This window comes from Kocuria sp. CH-021 (assembly GCF_049716185.1).
GTDB classification, from domain to species: Bacteria; Actinomycetota; Actinomycetes; order Actinomycetales; family Micrococcaceae; genus Kocuria; species Kocuria cellulosilytica.
In genome coordinates this window covers 76,947-94,971 of the sequence record NZ_JBNAFK010000007.1, presented here as the reverse complement: position 1 = coordinate 94,971, position 18,025 = coordinate 76,947, and the positions used below count along the sequence as shown (strand labels likewise).

The following is an 18,025-nucleotide window of genomic DNA, read 5'->3' as shown; positions in this document are numbered from 1 at the left end:
ACGGCTTCGAGCGACCCTCTGAAACCTCCGGAATTCCCCTGCCGGAGTGGTCGGACAGAAATCAGCGTAACCCCGCGAATGCAAACACTGGAGACTGTGCTGCGATGTTTCTCCAAGTCAGAGAGGTGCCAACGCAAATACTGCATGGTGATGGAGGCGTCATGCACAGTGACAACGATTTGTCGGTAATCTTCGGAAATCCCTGGGCAGTAGCATTTGCAAGTGACTAAGGTCTGTGCCATGTCGAGGGAATTCAATAACCGTCCGGTAAATACAGAATGATGTCCTGGGGCGTCGCGCGGTCCGCCCGACCGGAGCCCTGTCCGGCCGTGGCCGGTTCCCCGCATTCCCATCTCGACCGGACACCCCCTGCCTGGTGCAGGCCTGCACCAGCATGCGACCGACGAGCCTTCGGCCCGACCATGGAGCGACTCGATGACCGTCTCGCTCACTTTTCATTCATCGGGAGTCATCACCATGTCCACCACGATCTTCGAGACCCTCGAGTCGGACGTCCGCAGCTACTGCCGCAACTGGCCGGCGGTCTTCGAGACCGCTCGCGGCTCCCGGCTGCACGCCGAGGACGGCGGGGCCTACCTGGACTTCTTCTCCGGCGCCGGAGCGCTGAACTACGGGCACAACGATCCGGACCTGAAGCGTGCGCTGCTGGAGTACCTGGCGGCCGACGGCGTCGTCCATTCCTTGGACACCTACACCACGGCGAAACGGCGTTTCCTCTCCGCGTTCGAGAAGCATGTGCTGCGACCGCGCGGCCTGAACCACAAGGTCCAGTTCACCGGCCCCACAGGGACCAACAGCGTGGAGGCCGCCCTCAAACTGGCACGGCTGAACACCGGGCGCACCGGCGTCTCAGCGTTCACGAACGCCTTCCACGGCATGACCCTGGGGTCCCTGTCGGTCACCGGCAACGCCATGAAGCGCAACGGCGCAGGAGTGCCGCTGCCGTTCGCCACCACCGCACCGTACGACGGCTATCTCGAGGACCCGTCGTGGGGGCTGTCCTGGCTGGCCAGGACGTGGGGGGACTCCAGCTCCGGGGTGGAACGTCCCGCCGCCGTCATCGTCGAGACCGTTCAGGGCGAGGGCGGCCTGAACGCCGCCCGTGCCGGGTGGTTGCGCGAACTCGAGGCTCTCTGCCGGGAGCACGAGGTCCTGCTGATCGTCGACGACGTCCAGGCAGGCTGTGGGCGCACCGGCACCTTCTTCAGCTTCGAGGAGGCCGGCATCACCCCGGACATCGTGTGCCTGTCGAAGTCCATCTCGGGCTACGGGCTGCCCATGGCGCTGGTCCTCCTGCGTCCTGAGCTGGACGTCTGGCAGCCCGGCCAGCACAACGGGACCTTCCGCGGCAACAACGCCGCCTTCGTCACCGGCACCGCCGCTCTCGAGAAGTACTGGGCCGACGGCGGCGTCTTCCAGCGCTCCGTCGTCGAGCGCGGGAAGCAGCTCGGGGACGGCCTCGCGAGGCTCGCGGCGCTGGTGGAGGGCGCGACCTGCCGCGGAAGGGGCCTGCTGGCAGGTGTCCACTTCCCCGATCCGGAGCTGGCAGAACGGATCGCCGGGGCCGCCTACGAACGGCACCTGCTCGTCGAGACCTCGGGGGCGCGGTCCGAGGTCCTCAAGGCCATGCCCGCCCTGACCATCTCCCGGGAGGAGCTCGACGAGGGTCTCGAGATCCTGATGGAGGCCGCGCGTGCAGTGCTCGCCGACCGCCGTCCGCTCGCCCCCGCACGGATGAAGGAGCGGGAGACGCTGCCCAGCGCCGGCCGCCGCTGAGCCTCGGTCCGAACCACGGGACGTGTCGCCGATGCGGTCCCGGTCCTAGCTGCGCTCCCCTCCGGAGGACATGGCCAGGGACCGCCGGCGTGCGCCCTTCGCCACGGCGCCGACCGCCCGCTCCAGCGGTCCCTGTCCCAGTGCTCGCCGCCATGCCACCGCGAACAGGACCGCCGCCACCAGCTGGATCGTGAACCACAGGTAGGGCCGGTCGTAGTGGACCTCGAAGGACAGCGCGACCAGGTGGGCGGTGTACAGGGACAGGGTCATCGACCCCATCGCCGAGAGCGGCAGCAGCCAGGCGCCGACCGCCCGGGAGAGCAGCAGGAATAAGCTCAGTACCGCCAAGCCTGTCCCCAAGCTCGCGGCAAGAGCCAAGGGCGTATTCGTGTGCGGCGACGCGATCGCCAGCCACCACCACGTGTCTGTGGGCAAGGAATCCGACCAGATCAGCACATCAGCCACTTCCTGTTCACCCATCGACGAGGCTTCCACCAGCTGTCCGTAGCCACCGACGACGTAGAGGAGCAGAGCGGAGGCGCCTCTCGCGCAGGCTGCCATGGCCACGCCGACCACCAGCAGACGGACCTGGATCGATCGGCTCCCGAGATCGAGGCGTCCCAGTCCCATGCCGACCAGCAGATACGCCAGGTAGGCCAGGGCCGGGTAAGTTCCGGTCAGCAACAACTGGGCGGTCGTCGCCATCGGTTGGGTCACAAGATCCCCGAAGGCGGGGTTCCCGGAGACGAAGTCGGGCAGTTCATCGCTCAACAACTGCATGAGCACAGGCGCCGTGACCAGGAAGACCGCCGCCGAGCCGAAGAGCGTTGTCGGGCCCGAGCGCAGGAAGGGGGCGGCCAGCAGGAAGAACACGCCGTAGTAGATCAGGATGTTGTCCACCGGCAGGTGGTCGGACAACAAGGACCCGATGCCCAGCCCGAGCACGGCGATCAGCACGGCCCGCACCACGACCGCAAGCCGGTCCGCGGCCAGCTCCCGGCCCCCGTGTGGATGTGTCCCCCCGGAGGCCAGGACCAGGCCCACACCGGCCAGCAGCGCGAACAGCGCCGCCGAGTCACCGTAGAAGAGGATGTAGGACCAGGTCGGCTCCATGCTCTCATGATCGGAGTACGGCAATATGTGCACGGACATGAGACCGACCAGCGCCAGTCCGCGGGCAGCATCGACACCCGTCAAGCGCTTCGGCGGCTTCCCGGCGGGATCCCGCTTCGGGAGAGTGTCCTTTCCGACAGTGCAGTTCCGCCAACGCATGCTTCCCCCTTGTGCACCGGACGCCGTCCGGGATCTCGGCGCTTCCGGAGCCGCCCCGGACCCAGCATGCGGAGCGGACTTCGGTCCCCGCTAGGAAGAACCTTTGAACTCCATAGTTTTTTCGTGACAGCAGAGGCCCGTCCCGTGGCGGGGTGTCCACCGAAGAGCGGGCATTACTTTCGCGACTGGATGCGAGTCAATGGAAGTGAGCTTGATCCGAGCTCCCGCCGGAAGGACCACGCCATGACCACCATCCCCCACGCCCGTCCCGCAGAGTCCCTCGTGCGCACCGGTGTCGCCGGAGCGCTGGCCGCCCGGGGCGTCACCGTCACGTCCGTCGAGATGCTCTTCGACGGCCGGGAGTGGGCCGTGGCCGTGTCCTCCCACCCCGAGGCGATGTCGGAGACCGAGGTCCGCGTGGCGGTCTGGACCGCCGTCCTCAACTACACGGCGGTCTTCGACGTGCCCGCCCCCACGGACGGGGTCCGGATCAGCCTCCTGGGCTGAGGACCGCCCGCACCGGCAGGACGTCGGCGGCACGAGAAAGGCCCTCACCGGCGTTCGACGCGGTGAGGGCCTTCTGAATGGCTCCCCCGACTGGACTCGAACCAGTAACCCTTCGATTAACAGTCGAATGCTCTGCCAATTGAGCTACGGGGGACCGTGCACGCACGCGTGCAACGAGCCATCACTTTACCGTTCCCGCCGGGCTTCGACAAATCCGGGTGGTGCGGCGGGTCAGTCCTGGCGGAGGCCCCGCCGCTGCATCTCCAGTTCCAGCAGCTCCCGCTGGAGCTGCTGGTAGCGCTCGCGCTGCCCGGTGGGGTCGGTGCGCTGGAGCTCCGCCAGCCGGTCCGACTTCCGCCGGTTGATCTGCAGCTCGAAGAGGCGGTTGAGGATGTCCGCGGTGTAGCGCTCCAGCTGCTGCTGGGTGGTGGCGGGCAGCGGCGTCACGGCGAGCTCGGCGAGGTAGCCGTGCAGGGGCTCGGGGAGGTGGCCGCGCACCGCGTCCACCCAGACCTGACCGCCCGGCACGGCGGACCCGTCCCCGAGGAGCCCGGCGCGGGCGGCCAGGACCGCGTCGTGCACGGCCCCGTGCACGGGGTAGCGGAAGGCGCTGAGGCCGAACTCCTCCCAATGCCGCTCGAGCATCAGGTCCGGGCACTGGATCACGGTCTCGAGCGCCTCGCGCTCCATCCGCGCCACGGGCTCGCGGGGGTCGGGCAGCTCGACCGGGGCGGGCCCGGACGCCTCGGGCTCCACCGGCCGGTGCGGCGACGGACGCCCCTCCTGCCGGTCGCGGCCCGCGGAGTCGACGGCGCGCTGGACCTCCGCCGGCTCGAGGCCGAGCCAGCCCGCCAGCTGCCGCGCGTAGGCCGGGCGCAGGGAGCGGTCCCGGATCCGCGCCACGATGGGGGCGCAGGCCCGCATCGCGCGGATCCGGCCCTCGATGGTGTCCAGGTCGAAGTTCTTCAGCGTCGCCCGGATCGCGAACTCGAACAGCGGCCGGCGGTTCTCCACGAGCTCGGCCACGGCGGCGTCCCCGCGGGCGAGCCGGAGGTCGCACGGGTCCATCCCGTGGGGCTCGACCGCCACGTAGGTCTGCGCCACGAACTTCTGGTCCTCCTCGAACGCGCGCAGGGCGGCCTTCTGCCCGGCGGCGTCGCCGTCGAAGGTGAAGACCACCTCTCCCCCGCCGCCGTCGTCGGAGAGGAATCGCCGGACGATCTTGATGTGCTCGGCCCCGAAGGCGGTCCCGCACGTGGCCACCGCCGTGGTCACGCCGGCGAGGTGGCAGGCCATGACGTCGGTGTAGCCCTCGACGACGACGAGGCGCCGCTGCTTGGCGATCTCCCGCTTCGCGAGGTCGATGCCGTAGAGCACCTGGGACTTCTTGTACAGGGCGGTCTCGGGGGTGTTGAGGTACTTGGGGCCCGGGTCGTCGTCGTGGAGCTTCCGGGCGCCGAAGCCGATGACCTCGCCGGCGACCGCCCGGATGGGCCACACGAGCCGGCCGCGGAACCGGTCGTAGAGGCCGCGGTTGCCCTCGGAGAACATGCCGGTGAGCTTGAGCTCCTGGTCCGTGAAGCCGCGGTCCCGCAGGTGCTTGAGCAGGTGGTCCCAGCCTCGGGGCGCGTAGCCCACGCCGTAGCGCCGGGCCGCCTCGCCGTCGAAGCCCCGCTCGCCCAGGAACTGCTGGGCGGGGGCCGCCTGGCGGGTGTAGAGGTTGCGCTGGAAGAACTCCGCGGCGACCTTGTGCGCGTCGAGCAGGCGCTGGCGGCGCCCGACCTCCTCCTTGTTCGGCCCGGAGCCCTGCTCGTAGTGCAGCTCGTAGCCCACCCGCGCCGCGAGCTTCTCCACGGTCTCCGAGAACGTGGTGTGGTCCATGGTCATCAGGAAGGAGATGACGTCCCCGGACTCGTCGCAGCCGAAGCAGTGGTAGGTCCCCATCTGGGGCCGCACGTGGAAGGACGGGGTGCGCTCGTCGTGGAACGGGCAGAGGCCCTTCCAGGAGCCGATGCCGGCGCTCTTGAGGGTGACGTAGCCGTCGACGATCTCCTTGATGTCGGTGCGCGCCCGCACCTCGTCGATGTCCTCGCGTCTGATCAGTCCTGCCACAGGGACAGTCTAGGGGCGCGGCCCGACGCCCGAGGGCCGCCCGACCCGGGCGGTGGAGCACCGCGCGGACCGGCCGGCCCCCGGAGCGGGCACCGCCGGCGGGTGCTCAGTGGGAGCTCAGCGAGAACTCTCCCGGAGGTCCTGCCGGGTTCTGCTGCCGGTCAGGGCGAGCCCGCCCAGGGCGCCCACCGCGGCGAAGGCGAAGAAGCCCCACGGATAGGCCAGGCCGGCCGTGAGCAGGGTGCCGCCGACGACCGGGCCCGAGATCGCCCCGAGCCGGCCCACCCCGGCGGACATGCCCAGCGCCGTGGCCCGCACCCGCGGCGGGTGGTTGGCGGCGGTGAACGCGTAGACGAGCACCTGGGAGGAGAACACGAAGCAGCCGGTGACGAGGATCAGCACGTAGATGCCGAGCAGCGGCAGCCTGATCGCCAGGGACGCGAGCAGCACCGCCGAGCCGAGGAACCATATGATGCCCGCCACGCGCGGGGTGATCCGGTCGGCCACCCGCCCGGCGACGGTCAGCCCGGCGATGGCGCCCACGTTGAGGATCAGCAGGAAGCCGAGGGAGTTGCCGAGGTCGTAGTCCGCGGCGCGCATGATCTGCGGCAGCCAGGTGTTGAGCCCGTACACCAGCAGCAGCCCCATGAAGGAGGCGACCCAGATCGCGATCGAGTTCCGGCGCCAGCCGGCGGAGAGCAGCATCGTGGCGCCGACCTGCTCGGCCTGCTCCTCGGCGGTGTGGTGCTCGAGGCGCACCCCGTAGTGCTCGGCCACGGCCCGGGCCTCCGCCAGGCGCCCCTTGGACGCGAGGAAGGAGGGGGACTCCGGGAGGAACACGAGCATGAGGGGCACGAGCACGAGGGCCGGCAGGGAGCCCAGGACGAACATCTCCTGCCAGCCGAACTGGCGGACGACGACGATGGCGATCGCCGCGGTGAGCACCGCGCCGACGTGGTAGCCGGTCATCACGAGCGTCGTGGCGTTGGAGCCCCGGCCGAGGCGGGCGAACTCGGTGACCATCGCGATGGCGGTGGGCAGGCACCCGCCCAGGCCCAGGCCCGCGAGGAAGCGCAGGAGGCCGAAGACGAACACGCTCGGCGAGAACGCCGCGGCGAAGGTCAGCAGCGAGAACAGGACCACGGCCCCGATGAGCATCTTGCGGCGCCCGAGCCGGTCGGTCAGGTAGCCCATGGTCAGGGCGCCGATCATCATGCCCACGAGGCCGGCGGTGGCCACGGCCGTGCCCTGGGCGGTGGTCATGCCCAGCTCGTCGTTCTCGAGCATGGACGGCAGGACCGCCCCGAGCACCACGGCGTCGAAGCCGTCGAGCAGCACGGCGATCCAGCACAGCGGTGCCACCCACGCCCGGGAGCGCAGGATCGGCCGGGCGCCCGGAGTCGAGGCGGACGCCGGCGGCGGGGTGGATCCGGTGGAGTTTCCCATGGCAGTCATCCCTTGGTGAGGTGGAGCACAAACGCGCCGAGTCTAGGGAGCGGCACCGTGTGCGGCCCAGTTCACAGTCATTGAACGGGATCCGGTGCCGCTCCGGGCCGGCGGGTCACCAGAGCGGCTTGTCCCCCACGCGCCAGTGGGTGCCCCGGATCCGGTCGTGCAGGGACACCGCGGAGAGGTCGGTGAGGGACGCGATCTGGTCCACGACGAGCCGCAGCCGGGCGGCCTCGGTGCCGGGTCCCTCGCCCAGGTCGTGCCAGTCCGCGGCGAACGCGGGCGAGAGGTGCCGGCCGTCCGAGTCCATCAGGGCGCCCACCAGGATCGAGAGCACCTCCTGCTGGTTGTCGTAGATCGGCTGGGCGTCGCGCACCGTGATGACGTAGGTCGTGGCGATGCCCTTGAGCACGCCGATCTCCTCCGTAGTCTCCTCCGGCACCACGAGCTGGGCGTCGTAGCGGGTCAGCGGGTCCTCGCCGTAGATGTCCCGGGTAGCGCCCACCGCGGACATCGCGAAGCGGCCGATGAGCTGGCTGGTCATGTTCTTGAGCCGGGCGAGGTCCTTGCGGGACCCGTCCATCTCCCGGACCCACAGGGACGAGTCCTCGAGGCGGGTCAGCGCGGCGTCGAGGGACTCGGGCGCGGCCTCGGGCAGGTACCAGCGCCGGGTGAGCTCGAGCACCCGGTCCCGCTGGGTGGTGTCGGCGAGCCAGCCCAGCTGCACGAGCCCCGAGGCGATCGCGTCCTCGACGTCGTGCACGGAGTAGGAGATGTCGTCCGAGAGGTCCATGACCTGGGCCTCGAGGCACTTGGTGCGCGCCGGGGCGCCGTCGCGCAGCCACGCGAACACCGGCAGGTCGTCCGTGTAGACCCCGAACTTCGGGGACCGGGTCCCGTCGGCGCGCAGCGGCGCCTCGTGGGCCTCCCACGGGTACTTGCACACCGCGTCCAGCACGGCACGGGTGAGGTTCAGGCCGGCGGGCCCGCCGTCGTCGTCGAGCACCTTGGGTTCGAGCCGGGTCAGCAGGCGCAGGGTCTGCGCGTTGCCCTCGAAGCCGCCGATGTGCTGGGTCAGCCGGTGCAGGGCGGACTCCCCGTTGTGCCCGAACGGCGGGTGGCCGAGGTCGTGGGAGAGGCAGGCGGCGTCGACGACGTCGGGGTCGCAGCCGAGCATCCGGCCCAGCTCCCGGCCGATCTGGGCGACCTCGAGGGAGTGGGTCAGGCGGTTGCGCACGAAGTCGTCGGTGTCCGGGGAGACGACCTGCGTCTTGGCGGCCAGCCGGCGCAGCCCCGAGGAGTGCAGGATCCGGGCGCGGTCCCGCTCGAAGTCGGAGCGGTACTTGTTGTGGTGGTCCTCCGCCACCCAGCGCGCGACGTCGCGGGCCTCGTAGCCCGGGGCGGGTGCGCCGGTGCGGTCGATCTCGATGGACGTGTGGGACATGCCCGGTCCTTTCCGTGTCGTGGGGGCCGGCTCAGCCGCCGGAGACGTCGAGCTCCGCCGCGACCAGCCCGAGGCGCTCGGCGTCCCCCAGCTCGCGGGAGTCGAGCCAGCCGTGCGGGAGCTGGGCCCGCTTCGGCGTTCCGGCCCGGCCCCGGGGACCCTCGACGGCGTCCCCGGGGTAGCCCTGGTCGAGGTCGAGCTCGGCGAGCAGCTCACGCAGGGTCGCGAGGTCGGGCACCTGGGCCATCCGGGCGCGCAGGGCCCCGCCCACGGGGTAGCCCTTGAAGTACCAGGCGACGTGCTTGCGGATCTCGCGCAGGCCCTTGGCCTCGTCGCCGAAGGTCTCGACGAGCAGCTCCGCGTGGCGGTGGATCGTGCGGGCGACGTCGGCCACCCCGGGGCGGAAGCGGTCGGGGCGGCCCTCGAACGCGGCCTGCAGGTCCCCGAAGAGCCAGGGCCGGCCCTGGCAGCCGCGGCCGATCACGACGCCGTCCACACCAGTCTGCTCGACCATCCGCACGGCGTCCTCGGCGCTCCAGATGTCCCCGTTGCCGAGCACGGGCACGTCCGGCAGGGCCTCGCGCAGCTGCGCGATCGCGTCCCAGTCGGCGGTGCCGGAGTAGTGCTGCTCGAGGGTGCGCCCGTGCAGGGAGACCGCCGCCACGCCGCTGTCGCGGGCGATCCGGCCGGCCTCCAGGAAGGTCAGGTGCTCGTCGTCGATGCCCTTGCGCATCTTGATCGTCACGGGGACGTCCCCCCGGGAGGCCTCCTCGACGGCCGTGCGCACGATGGCGGTGAACAGATCGGTCTTCCAGGGCAGGGCGGAGCCGCCGCCGCGCTTGGTGACCTTGGGCACGGGGCAGCCGAAGTTGAGGTCGATGTGGTCGGCCCGGTCCTCCTCCACGACCATCCGCACGGCCTGGCCGACGTGCACGGCGTCGACGCCGTAGATCTGGATGGAGCGGGGCGTCTCGTCCGGGTCGTGGTCGATGATCCGCATCGACTCGGGCCGCCGCTCCACGAGGGCGCGGGCGGTGACCATCTCCGTGACGTAGAGGCCGCCGCCGTACTCGCGGCACAGCCGGCGGAAGGCCTTGTTGGTCACCCCGGCCATGGGGGCCAGCACCACGGGGACGTCGATCGTGAGGTCGCCCAGGTGCAGCGGCGGCAGGTCGAGCCGGGCGGGCTGGTTCTCGGTAGAGGTGTCCACACCGGGGAATTCTCTCACGGACGGGGACAGGGACGGGGACGGGTCCCGGGGCGCACCCCGGGACCCTGTGCACGCCGGACGCCGTCCGGCACTCCGCCGGGCCGCTCAGTCCCCGGGCTCGGCGAGGACCACGGAGGTCTCCACGACCGAGGCGGCACCGGCCGCCAGGAGGTTCTCGACGACGGCGGTCAGCGGCTCCATGGACCCGTCCACCTGGAACTGCACGGGGTGGTGGTGGGCCAGCAGCGCGAGCAGCTGCTCTAGCGCGGGACCCGCCGCGGCGTCCCCCGGCGTCCAGCCGAGCATGACGTGGGCGGGCTCGTCCGGGGCCTCCTCCGGGGCCCGGGCGCCGGGGGTCGCGTCGAGCTCGACGGGCCGGTAGCTCACGGCGAACGCGGAGATCCTCCCGCGCTCACCGGGGCCCACGCCGTTGCGCAGCACGAGCGCGCCGTAGGCGTGCGCGGCGTCGGAGAGGAACAGCTGGTTGACCCGCCCCACCGGCAGGTCCGCCGGCTCGTCCCAGGCGTGCACGGAGCGGTAGAACGCCCACAGGGCCCGGGTGAGCTCCACCGAGCCGGTGGCCAGGTCCTCGACGGCCTGCGCCGGCGTCCCGTCGGGCTGCTCCCGCAGGGGCTGGAGGGGCAGCGCCCCGGCCGCCACGCGGACCACCCGCGACTCCTGGACGGGCTCCAGCCCGGCGGCGCGGGCGAAGCCCTCGCCGGCCGAGCCCGGCGCCGCCTTCGTGCGCAGGGCCTGCACGCCCGAGGGCGCGCCCGCCGCCTCGGTGCGCAGCCGCTCCAGCAGCGCCCGCCCGAGTCCTTCGCCGCGGCGGTCGGGGGCGACCTCGACGTAGGCCCACAGCCGGGACGGGTGCAGCGCCGACTCGTAGACCGTGCCGGCGCCGATCGGCACGCCGGAGTCCTCGGCCACGACGGTGCGGGACCACGGGGCGTCGTCGTCGGGGCGCAGGGTCGCGCGGAAGGCCGCGGCCTGGGGCGTCTCCGGGTCGGGCCAGACCTCGAGCAGCCGCAGGTCGTCCCCGTCCCGCCAGGGCCGCAGCCCCGGACCGGTCAGTGCGCCGCTCATCAGCGGACGAGCTTCCCGGCGAGGTAGGACTTCACCTGGTCGAGGGCCACGCGCTCCTGGGTCATCGCGTCCCGCTCGCGGATGGTCACGGCCTGGTCCTCGAGGGTGTCGAAGTCCACCGTGATGCAGAACGGGGTGCCGATCTCGTCCTGGCGGCGGTAGCGGCGCCCGATCGCCCCGGAGTCGTCGAAGTCGATGTTCCAGCTCCGGCGCAGCTCCGCGGCCAGGTCCTTCGCCTTGGGCGAGAGGTCCTCGTTGCGGGACAGCGGCAGCACCGCGGCCTTGACCGGGGCCAGGCGCGGGTCCAGCTTCAGGACCGTGCGCTTGTCCACCCCGCCCTTGGAGTTGGGGGCCTCGTCCTCGGTGTAGGCATCCACGAGGAAGGCCATCATCGACCGGGTCAGGCCGAAGGACGGCTCGATCACGTACGGGACGTAGCGCTCGTTGGTCTGCTGGTCGAAGTAGCTGAGGTCCGTGTTCGAGTGCTCGTTGTGCACGCCGAGGTCGTAGTCGGTCCGGTTCGCCACGCCCATGAGCTCGCCCCACGGGTTGCCCTGGAAGCCGAACCGGTACTCGATGTCGATGGTGCCGGCGGAGTAGTGCGCCCGGTCGTCCTCGGGGACGTCGTAGCGGCGCATGTGGTCCGGGTCGATGCCCAGGTCGGTGAACCAGTTCCAGCAGGCCTCGACCCACTCGTCGAACCAGTGCCCGGCCTCGGACGGGTGGGTGAAGTACTCGATCTCCATCTGCTCGAACTCGCGCGTGCGGAAGATGAAGTTGCCGGGGGTGATCTCGTTGCGGAAGGCCTTGCCGATCTGGCCGATGCCGAACGGCGGCTTCTTGCGGGCCGCCGTGACCACGTTGTTGAAGTTCACGAAGATGCCCTGCGCGGTCTCGGGCCGGAGGTAGTGCAGGCCCTCCTGGTTGTCGACCGGGCCGAGGAAGGTCTTGAGCAGCCCGGAGAACTGCTGCGGGTCGGTCCACTGGCCCTTGGTGCCGCAGTTGGGGCACGGGATCTCGGCCATGCCGTTCTCGGGGGCGCGGCCCTTCTTCTCCTCGAAGGCCTCGATCAGGTGGTCCTGGCGGGCGCGCTTGTGGCAGGAGGTGCACTCCACGAGCGGGTCGGTGAAGGTCGCCACGTGCCCCGAGGCCTCCCACACGGCCTTCGGGAGGATGATGGAGGAGTCGAGGCCCACCATGTCCTCGCGCCCGCGCACGAAGGTCTGCCACCACTCGTGCTTGATGTTCTCCTTGAGCTCCGCGCCGAGGGGCCCGTAGTCCCAGGCCGAGCGGGAACCGCCGTAGATCTCACCCGCCTGGAACACGAATCCGCGGCGCTTGGCCAGCGAGATGACGTTGTCCAGCGTGGACTTGGGGGCCATGTGGGTCTCCTCCAGGGTCTCGCCCGACCGCCGGCTGCGGACGCGCGTGGTGGGTGGTCCGGCCCGGCGGCGCGCCGGGCGGGAACGGGCCGTCGACGGCCCGCACGAACGAGGACGCCGCAGGCGACGTCCTGCGACCAGCGTAGCCAATTCCCGCGGTGCCCGCCGACGCCCGGGACCGGGACCGTGCCGACACGGCTCGCCCCCGGGACGCCGCCGGCATCGGACCGGAGCGGCTCAGGGTGGGTCCGCCCAGGCCTTCTCCGGCCAGGAGGCGACGGCCAGTCCCACCAGGGTCAGCAATGTCCCGACCACGGTCAGAGGTGCGACGACGGCGCCCGGGGCCGGCACGAGCAGATCGATCGCGAGTCCCCCCAGCAGCATCCCGATGACCAGGCCGAGACTGATCTGCAGCACACCGATCGACCGAGCGAGGACGGCGCTCGCCCCCACGACCACCGCGCCCAGCAGACCACCGGCCCACAGCCACGGCGGCCCGGGCCACGTCCACGGGGGCGGGGCCGTCACGGCGCGGTGGACCGCCGTCGCCGCACCGAGACCGACCGCCGCGGCGAGGAAGTTGGTGAGCACCGGAGTGACGGGGGTACCTGCGGCGGCCCCGATCCTCCCGTTCATGGCGGTCTGCACCGGCATCAGCGTTCCGGCCAGGAGCGGCAGCAGCACGAGCGCCGTGATGCCCCGGCGGCCGAGGCCAGACGTGGTGACACAGCCAGCAGGACCGCCGCCACGACCATGGCCGTGCCCAGCACGCGGAGTCCCGTCACCCGCCGGACCCCGCCCGGCCCGATACCCCAGCGGTCCACCGCGAGCCCGCCCAAGGACTGCCCCATCACCGCGAGCAGCAGGACGGAGACCCCCAGCGTGTCGGCCGTTCGCGTCTGGGCGAAGACGAACAGCGCACCGATGAGACCGGCCAGCAGGAACCACCACGACACGCGCCCCTCCCTGAGCTGCCGGACGAGCCTTCGGAGGCCGTGCCGGTTTGTGGCGCTGAGCACGCTGACCGCCGTCACTGCTGTCACCCCCACGACGACGGCCGCGAACGCCGCCGCCACGGGATCGCCCAGCCGCGTGCCCAGCGCGCCGTTGAGTCGCGATTGAAGGGCCAGAACGGAACCTGCGAGAACGGCCAGGACAGGGCCGAGCGCGTTCGCGACCGATGACGGGGTGGAGTCGGGCACAGGCCCAGCGTAGGTCCCCGGGCGTCCCGATGGCTGGGACAATGGGGCCATGACGACTTCCGAGCAGCCCAGCGGCCCCGACGAACTGCCCATCCGCAACGACATGATCCGGCTGGGCCAGGCGCTCAAGCTGGCGAACCTCGCCGAGGACGGGGCGCACGCCCGGGGCCTCGTGGAGGACGGTCAGGTCTCGGTCAACGGCGAGGTCGAGACGCGGCGCGGCCGGCAGCTGCACCCGGGGGACGTCGTCACCGCCGGCGGCGCCTCGGTGCGGATCACCGCGGGGGGCTGACCCGGCGGTCCGGTCCGCGCAGCACCACCTGGGTGAGGTACTCGCGCACGTGCCCGACCTCCTGCGGGCTGATCCCGTGGCCCACCCCGGTGTAGTGCACCTTCATGACGTCGGCGTGGTCCAGCGCCCACTCGGCCGTGGAGTCCACGAGCTCCTGCGGGATCACCGGGTCCTGCGGGTCCCGGCCCCAGAACATCCGCAGCGGCTGCTCCCGCAGGCGGTCGTCGGCGAAGAGGGGGTGCTCCCCGGGCACCACGAACCCGGAGAGCCCGACCACCGCGGCGATCTCTCCGGGCATGTGGCGGGCGAGGGACGTGGCCATGGCCATGCCCTGCGAGAACCCGAGCAGCGTGATGCTGGGGTGGTCGGCGGCCAGTGACCGCAGCCACGCCGCGACCGGCTCGACGGCCTCGGCCACGCGGTCGAGGGAGAAGCTGAGGTCCGCGGCGAGGGGGAACCACTGGTAGCCGAACTGGAGGGGCTGAGGGGCGCGCAGGGACGCCACGCTGAACTCGTCCGGCAGCGCCGGGACGAGGCCCATGAGGTCCTGCTCGTGCGAGCCGTAGCCGTGCAGGAGGACCAGCAGCGGGGTGCCGGGGCGGGCGTCGGCGTCCTTGCTCCAGACGGCGAAGGGGGTGTCGGTCCCGGTGGGGACGGTGGCGTCGGTCATGCCCCCAGTGTGCCATCCGTGCCCGGGCGGGACGGGCGCGGGCCCGGCGCGGTCCGGTGGACCCGCGCCGGGCCCGGTGGTAGACCGGGGGCATGACCGACACGACCGCAGGACCCCCGGACACCGGCGCGCGCGCCCACCCGTGGCGGCGCATGGTGGCGATCGGCGACTCCTTCACGGAGGGCATCGGGGACCCGGACCCCGGGTCCCCGGGCGGGCACCGCGGCTGGGCGGACCGTGTCGCGGAGGAGCTCGACCACCTCTCCCCCGGCCTGTCCTACGCCAACCTGGCGATCCGCGGCCGGCTCTTCCGCCAGATCGTCGACGAACAGGTGGCGCCCGCCCTGGAGCTGTCCCCGGACCTCGTGACGATCTGCGCGGGCGGCAACGACATGCTGCGCCCGGGCGGTGACCCGGACGCGATCGCCGAGGAGATGGACGACGTCGTCGGCCGGCTCGGGGCGGACGGGGCCACGGTCGTGCTGATCGACGGCCCGGACATCGGCGCCACGCCCGTGCTGCGGGGGATCCGGGGCCGGATCGCGGTCTACAACGAGAACGTGCGCGTGGTCGCGTCCCGGCACGACGCCGTGCTGGTGGACCTGTGGGGGCTGCGGGAGCTCGCGGACCCGGCGATGTGGGACCCGGACCGGCTGCACTTCTCGCCCCTGGGCCACCACCGGATCGCGGTCGAGGTCCTCGACACCCTGGGCCTCGAGCACGGCCTGGTGCCCGAGGTCGTGCCCGACCGCCCGCCCTCGTCCTGGCGGCAGGCCCGGGGCGAGGACCTCGTCTGGGCCCACCGCTACCTGCGGCCGTGGGTGGCCCGCCGCATCCGGCGCACGAGCTCCGGGGCCCAGGTCCGGCCCAAGCGCCCGCACTTCGGCACCGCCACCGTGCCCGGGGGCGGGCTCGCGCCCGGCGACGGGACCGCGGAGGGCTGAGGACCCGGTCCGGCCGAGGTCCCTGCCCCGGCTCAGGGCTCGCGCAGCACGGTCTCCAGGAGCAGCTTCCCCAGCTGGGGCGTCTCGATGAGGAAGCCGTCGTGGCCGGAGGGCGAGGTCAGGGTGTGCCGCCGGACGTCCCCGGGCAGCGCGGCGGCCAGGACGTCCGACTCGCGGGGCAGGTAGAGCCGGTCGGAGTCCACGGCCGCCACGAGCCACTCGCACGAGGTCACCGACAGCGCCTCCTCGAGCGTGCCGCGACCCCGGGCCACGTCGTGCGACATGAGCGTCTCGTTGACCGCCAGGTAGCTGTTGGCGTCGAAGCGCCCGGCGAGCTTGGACGCCTGGTGGTCGAGGTAGCTCTCCACCTGGTAGCGCCCCCGGCCGCCGGGGTGGGTGCCGATGACGTGCTCGTCGGCCTGCGGCGAGCGCCCGAACCGGTGGTGCAGCTCGTCGGCGGAGCGGTACGTGATGTGGGCGATCCGCCGGGCCAGGCCCAGGCCCGTGACGGGCAGCGGACCGTCGTAGTAGTCCCCGCCGCGGAAGTGGGGGTCCTGGCGGATCGCGAGGTTCTGCGCCTGGCCCCAGGCGAGCTGCTCGGCGCTGGACTGGGCGCACGCGGCGACCACCGCGCACGCCCGGACCCGGTCGGGGTAGGTCACGGCCCACTCCAGGGCCCGGGCACCGCCCATGGAGCCGCCGATGACCAGGCGCCAGGAGCCGATCCCGAGGGCGTCGGCCAGCGCCGCCTCGGCGTGCACAGAGTCCCGGACCGTGACGAGCGGGAAGCGGGAGCCCCACGGGCGGCCCTCCGGGTCCACGTCCGGCGGCGCGGGGGCCGCCGGACCCGTGGACCCGTAGCAGCCGCCCACGATGTTGGTGCAGACCACGAACCAGCGGTCCGTGTCGATGGCAGCGCCGGGGCCGACCAGGCCCTCCCACCAGCCGCCGCTCTGCGCGGCGCGCCGCTCCGCCTCGGAGGCGCCGTGGCGGGCCCGGCCGGCCGCCACGTGGGTGTCCCCGGTGAGCGCGTGCTCGACGAGCACCGCGTTGGACCCGTCCGGGGCCAGGGTCCCCCAGGTCTCGTAGGCGATCCGGACCTCGGGCAGCCGGAAGCCCGACTCGAGCTCCAGCTCGCCGATCGCGGCCACGCGCGGCACCCCGTCCTCGCGGACGGCGGTCCCGGCGCCGGCACCCCCCACGACGGTCACGGTCACTCCTGCCCTCCGTGCGCGGCCGCGACGAAGCCCTGCTCCAGGTCCGCCAGGATGTCCTCGATGTGCTCCAGGCCCACGGACAGGCGCACGAAGCCGGGCTCCACCCCGGCGGCCAGCTGCTCCTCGGGCAGGAGCTGGCTGTGCGTGGTGGACGCCGGGTGGATGACGAGGGAGCGGACGTCGCCGATGTTCGCGACGTTCGAGTGCAGGGTCAGGGCGTCCACGAAGGCGGCCCCGGCCTCGCGGCCGCCCTCGAGCACGAAGCCCAGGATCGACCCGGCGCCCCGGGGCGCGTACTTCTGCGCCCGCCCGTGCCACGGGGAGGACTCCAGCCCGGCCCAGGACACCGAGCGCACGTCCTCGCGCGCCTCGAGCCAGCGGGCCACCTCCCCGGCGTTGGCCACGTGCCGCTCCATCCGCAGGGACAGCGTCTCGATGCCCTGCTCGATGAGGAACGCGTTGAACGGGGAGATCGCGGAGCCGAGGTCGCGCAGCAGCTGCACCCGAGCCTTGAGGATGTAGGACAGGTTGACGCCGAAGGGTCCCTCCGCCCCCAGGTCCCGGGCGTAGACGAGCCCCGCGTAGGACTCGTCCGGCTGGTTGAAGCCGGGGAAGCGCTCCGGGTAGCGGCCGAAGTCGAAGGCCCCGGAGTCCACGATCACCCCGCCGATCGCCGTGCCGTGCCCTCCGAGGAACTTCGTGGCCGAGTGCACCACGACGTCCGCGCCCCAGCGGAAGGGCTGGACCAGGTACGGGGTCGCCACGGTGTTGTCCACGATGAGCGGCACCTCGGAGTCGTGCGCGATCCCGGAGACCGTCTCGATGTCGAGGACGTCGTTGCGCGGGTTCGGGATGGTCTCCGCGAAGAAGGCCTTGGTGTTCGGCCGCACCGCCCGCCGCCACTCCTCGGGGTCGTCCGGGTCGGTCACGAAGGTGGTCTCGACGCCGAGCTTGGGCAGCGTGTACTTGAACAGGTTGTAGGTCCCGCCGTAGAGGCTGGGGCTGGCCACGATGTGGTCGCCGGTGCCGGCCACGTTGAGCACCGCGAACGTCGTGGCCGACTGCCCCGCGCTGAGCATCAGGGCGCCCACGCCGCCCTCCAGGGCGGCGATCCGGTTCTCCACGACCTCCGTGGTCGGGTTGCCGATCCGCGTGTAGATCGGCCCGAGCTCGGCGAGGGCGAAGCGGTCGGCCGCGGCCTGGGCGTCCGGGAAGACGAAGGACGTGGTCTGGTGGATGGGCAGGGCCCGGGAGCCGGTGACCGGGTCGGGGCTCTGCCCCGCGTGGATCTGCCGGGTCTCGAACGCCCAGCCCCCCGGGTTCTCGGGAGTGGGCCGCTCGGCGGTGGAGCGGTCGGTGCTGGAAGCGGTGGTCTCGGACATGCCGTGGGACTCCTTGCGGGTGTCAGGGGTCCCGTCCCGGCCGAGGCGGTGCGGCCGGG

16 protein-coding genes and 1 tRNA gene are annotated in these 18,025 nt (G+C 72.1%); 4 read left to right on the top strand and 13 right to left on the bottom strand.

Annotated features, from left to right (window positions below; genetic code table 11):
- Window positions 1-435: 435 nt before the first annotated feature.
- Entirely contained in the window at window positions 436-1,797 is a 1,362-nt protein-coding gene (gene ectB, locus ACPYN7_RS07125; protein ID WP_424347171.1) for a diaminobutyrate--2-oxoglutarate transaminase, read from the top strand.
- Between the two features lie 45 nt (window positions 1,798-1,842).
- Here the strand turns inward: ectB and ACPYN7_RS07120 are convergent, their stop codons facing one another.
- The gene (locus ACPYN7_RS07120; protein WP_424347170.1) at window positions 1,843-3,069 is read right to left on the bottom strand and encodes a heparan-alpha-glucosaminide N-acetyltransferase domain-containing protein; all 1,227 of its coding nucleotides are present in this window, start codon (window positions 3,067-3,069) and stop codon (window positions 1,843-1,845) included.
- Between the two features lie 243 nt (window positions 3,070-3,312).
- On the opposite strand from ACPYN7_RS07120, the gene ACPYN7_RS07115 reads away from it, so the two are divergent.
- Window positions 3,313-3,576, top strand: a complete 264-nt coding sequence (locus ACPYN7_RS07115; RefSeq protein ID WP_424347169.1) for a hypothetical protein — start codon at window positions 3,313-3,315, stop codon at window positions 3,574-3,576.
- A 78-nt stretch (window positions 3,577-3,654) separates the two neighbouring features.
- Here ACPYN7_RS07115 and ACPYN7_RS07110 read toward each other — a convergent pair.
- The 9 genes from ACPYN7_RS07110 to ACPYN7_RS07070 form a co-directional block, all read right to left on the bottom strand.
- A tRNA-Asn gene (locus tag ACPYN7_RS07110) sits at window positions 3,655-3,730 on the bottom strand.
- A gap of 77 nt (window positions 3,731-3,807) precedes the next feature.
- The gene (dnaG, locus tag ACPYN7_RS07105) at window positions 3,808-5,688 is read right to left on the bottom strand and encodes a DNA primase (RefSeq protein WP_058873468.1); all 1,881 of its coding nucleotides are present in this window, start codon (window positions 5,686-5,688) and stop codon (window positions 3,808-3,810) included.
- A 117-nt stretch (window positions 5,689-5,805) separates the two neighbouring features.
- Window positions 5,806-7,134 (bottom strand): MFS transporter, encoded by a 1,329-nt coding sequence (locus tag ACPYN7_RS07100; protein ID WP_424347168.1) that lies wholly within the window; start codon window positions 7,132-7,134, stop codon window positions 5,806-5,808.
- Window positions 7,135-7,249: 115 nt separating this feature from the next.
- The gene (locus ACPYN7_RS07095; protein ID WP_424347167.1) at window positions 7,250-8,581 is read right to left on the bottom strand and encodes a deoxyguanosinetriphosphate triphosphohydrolase; all 1,332 of its coding nucleotides are present in this window, start codon (window positions 8,579-8,581) and stop codon (window positions 7,250-7,252) included.
- 31 nt (window positions 8,582-8,612) lie between these two features.
- On the bottom strand, window positions 8,613-9,791 hold the full coding sequence (dusB, locus tag ACPYN7_RS07090) for a tRNA dihydrouridine synthase DusB (protein WP_058873466.1): 1,179 nt from the start codon (window positions 9,789-9,791) through the stop codon (window positions 8,613-8,615).
- A gap of 105 nt (window positions 9,792-9,896) precedes the next feature.
- Window positions 9,897-10,877: a GNAT family N-acetyltransferase gene (locus ACPYN7_RS07085; protein ID WP_424347166.1), complete on the bottom strand. Its 981-nt coding sequence runs from the start codon at window positions 10,875-10,877 to the stop codon at window positions 9,897-9,899.
- Entirely contained in the window at window positions 10,877-12,259 is a 1,383-nt protein-coding gene (locus ACPYN7_RS07080) for a glycine--tRNA ligase (RefSeq protein ID WP_424347165.1), read from the bottom strand. Before ACPYN7_RS07080 ends, ACPYN7_RS07085 begins: the two co-directional genes overlap by 1 nt.
- Window positions 12,260-12,496: 237 nt before the next feature.
- Window positions 12,497-12,913: a DMT family transporter gene (locus tag ACPYN7_RS07075; protein WP_424347164.1), complete on the bottom strand. Its 417-nt coding sequence runs from the start codon at window positions 12,911-12,913 to the stop codon at window positions 12,497-12,499.
- Window positions 12,913-13,461: a DMT family transporter gene (locus ACPYN7_RS07070; RefSeq protein ID WP_424347163.1), complete on the bottom strand. Its 549-nt coding sequence runs from the start codon at window positions 13,459-13,461 to the stop codon at window positions 12,913-12,915. Before ACPYN7_RS07070 ends, ACPYN7_RS07075 begins: the two co-directional genes overlap by 1 nt.
- A gap of 49 nt (window positions 13,462-13,510) precedes the next feature.
- Here ACPYN7_RS07070 and ACPYN7_RS07065 point away from each other — a divergent pair, with 49 nt between their 5' ends.
- The gene (locus tag ACPYN7_RS07065) at window positions 13,511-13,753 is read left to right on the top strand and encodes an RNA-binding S4 domain-containing protein (RefSeq protein ID WP_058873463.1); all 243 of its coding nucleotides are present in this window, start codon (window positions 13,511-13,513) and stop codon (window positions 13,751-13,753) included.
- Here ACPYN7_RS07065 and ACPYN7_RS07060 read toward each other — a convergent pair.
- Window positions 13,737-14,423, bottom strand: a complete 687-nt coding sequence (locus ACPYN7_RS07060; RefSeq protein WP_058873462.1) for an alpha/beta hydrolase — start codon at window positions 14,421-14,423, stop codon at window positions 13,737-13,739. The two genes, ACPYN7_RS07065 and ACPYN7_RS07060, sit on opposite strands and share 17 nt — an antisense overlap.
- Window positions 14,424-14,515: 92 nt before the next feature.
- Here ACPYN7_RS07060 and ACPYN7_RS07055 point away from each other — a divergent pair, with 92 nt between their 5' ends.
- Window positions 14,516-15,367 carry an SGNH/GDSL hydrolase family protein gene (locus ACPYN7_RS07055; RefSeq protein WP_058873461.1) on the top strand — a complete coding sequence of 284 codons (852 nt, stop codon included), beginning with the start codon at window positions 14,516-14,518 and terminating at the stop codon, window positions 15,365-15,367.
- A gap of 32 nt (window positions 15,368-15,399) precedes the next feature.
- Here ACPYN7_RS07055 and metX read toward each other — a convergent pair whose 3' ends face one another.
- Together metX and ACPYN7_RS07045 are read right to left on the bottom strand one after the other, a co-directional pair.
- Window positions 15,400-16,584 carry a homoserine O-acetyltransferase MetX gene (gene metX / locus ACPYN7_RS07050; RefSeq protein WP_424347162.1) on the bottom strand — a complete coding sequence of 395 codons (1,185 nt, stop codon included), beginning with the start codon at window positions 16,582-16,584 and terminating at the stop codon, window positions 15,400-15,402.
- Window positions 16,581-17,966 (bottom strand): bifunctional o-acetylhomoserine/o-acetylserine sulfhydrylase, encoded by a 1,386-nt coding sequence (locus ACPYN7_RS07045; RefSeq protein WP_424347161.1) that lies wholly within the window; start codon window positions 17,964-17,966, stop codon window positions 16,581-16,583. Before ACPYN7_RS07045 ends, metX begins: the two co-directional genes overlap by 4 nt.
- Window positions 17,967-18,025: the final 59 nt, after the last annotated feature.

What these genes read in the sequence shown, in the direction of transcription:
- ACPYN7_RS07065 (WP_058873463.1), top strand. Translation starts at nt 13,511, where the DNA reads ATGACGACTTCCGAGCAGCCCAGCGGCCCCGACGAACTGCCCATCCGC.
- ACPYN7_RS07045 (WP_424347161.1), bottom strand. Translation starts at nt 17,966, where the DNA reads ATGTCCGAGACCACCGCTTCCAGCACCGACCGCTCCACCGCCGAGCGG.
- ectB (WP_424347171.1), top strand. Translation starts at nt 436, where the DNA reads ATGACCGTCTCGCTCACTTTTCATTCATCGGGAGTCATCACCATGTCC.
- ACPYN7_RS07075 (WP_424347164.1), bottom strand. Translation starts at nt 12,913, where the DNA reads ATGCCGGTGCAGACCGCCATGAACGGGAGGATCGGGGCCGCCGCAGGT.
- ACPYN7_RS07080 (WP_424347165.1), bottom strand. Translation starts at nt 12,259, where the DNA reads ATGGCCCCCAAGTCCACGCTGGACAACGTCATCTCGCTGGCCAAGCGC.
- ACPYN7_RS07120 (WP_424347170.1), bottom strand. Translation starts at nt 3,069, where the DNA reads ATGCGTTGGCGGAACTGCACTGTCGGAAAGGACACTCTCCCGAAGCGG.
- ACPYN7_RS07115 (WP_424347169.1), top strand. Translation starts at nt 3,313, where the DNA reads ATGACCACCATCCCCCACGCCCGTCCCGCAGAGTCCCTCGTGCGCACC.
- ACPYN7_RS07100 (WP_424347168.1), bottom strand. Translation starts at nt 7,134, where the DNA reads ATGGGAAACTCCACCGGATCCACCCCGCCGCCGGCGTCCGCCTCGACT.
- ACPYN7_RS07060 (WP_058873462.1), bottom strand. Translation starts at nt 14,423, where the DNA reads ATGACCGACGCCACCGTCCCCACCGGGACCGACACCCCCTTCGCCGTC.
- ACPYN7_RS07085 (WP_424347166.1), bottom strand. Translation starts at nt 10,877, where the DNA reads ATGAGCGGCGCACTGACCGGTCCGGGGCTGCGGCCCTGGCGGGACGGG.
- ACPYN7_RS07055 (WP_058873461.1), top strand. Translation starts at nt 14,516, where the DNA reads ATGACCGACACGACCGCAGGACCCCCGGACACCGGCGCGCGCGCCCAC.
- ACPYN7_RS07095 (WP_424347167.1), bottom strand. Translation starts at nt 8,581, where the DNA reads ATGTCCCACACGTCCATCGAGATCGACCGCACCGGCGCACCCGCCCCG.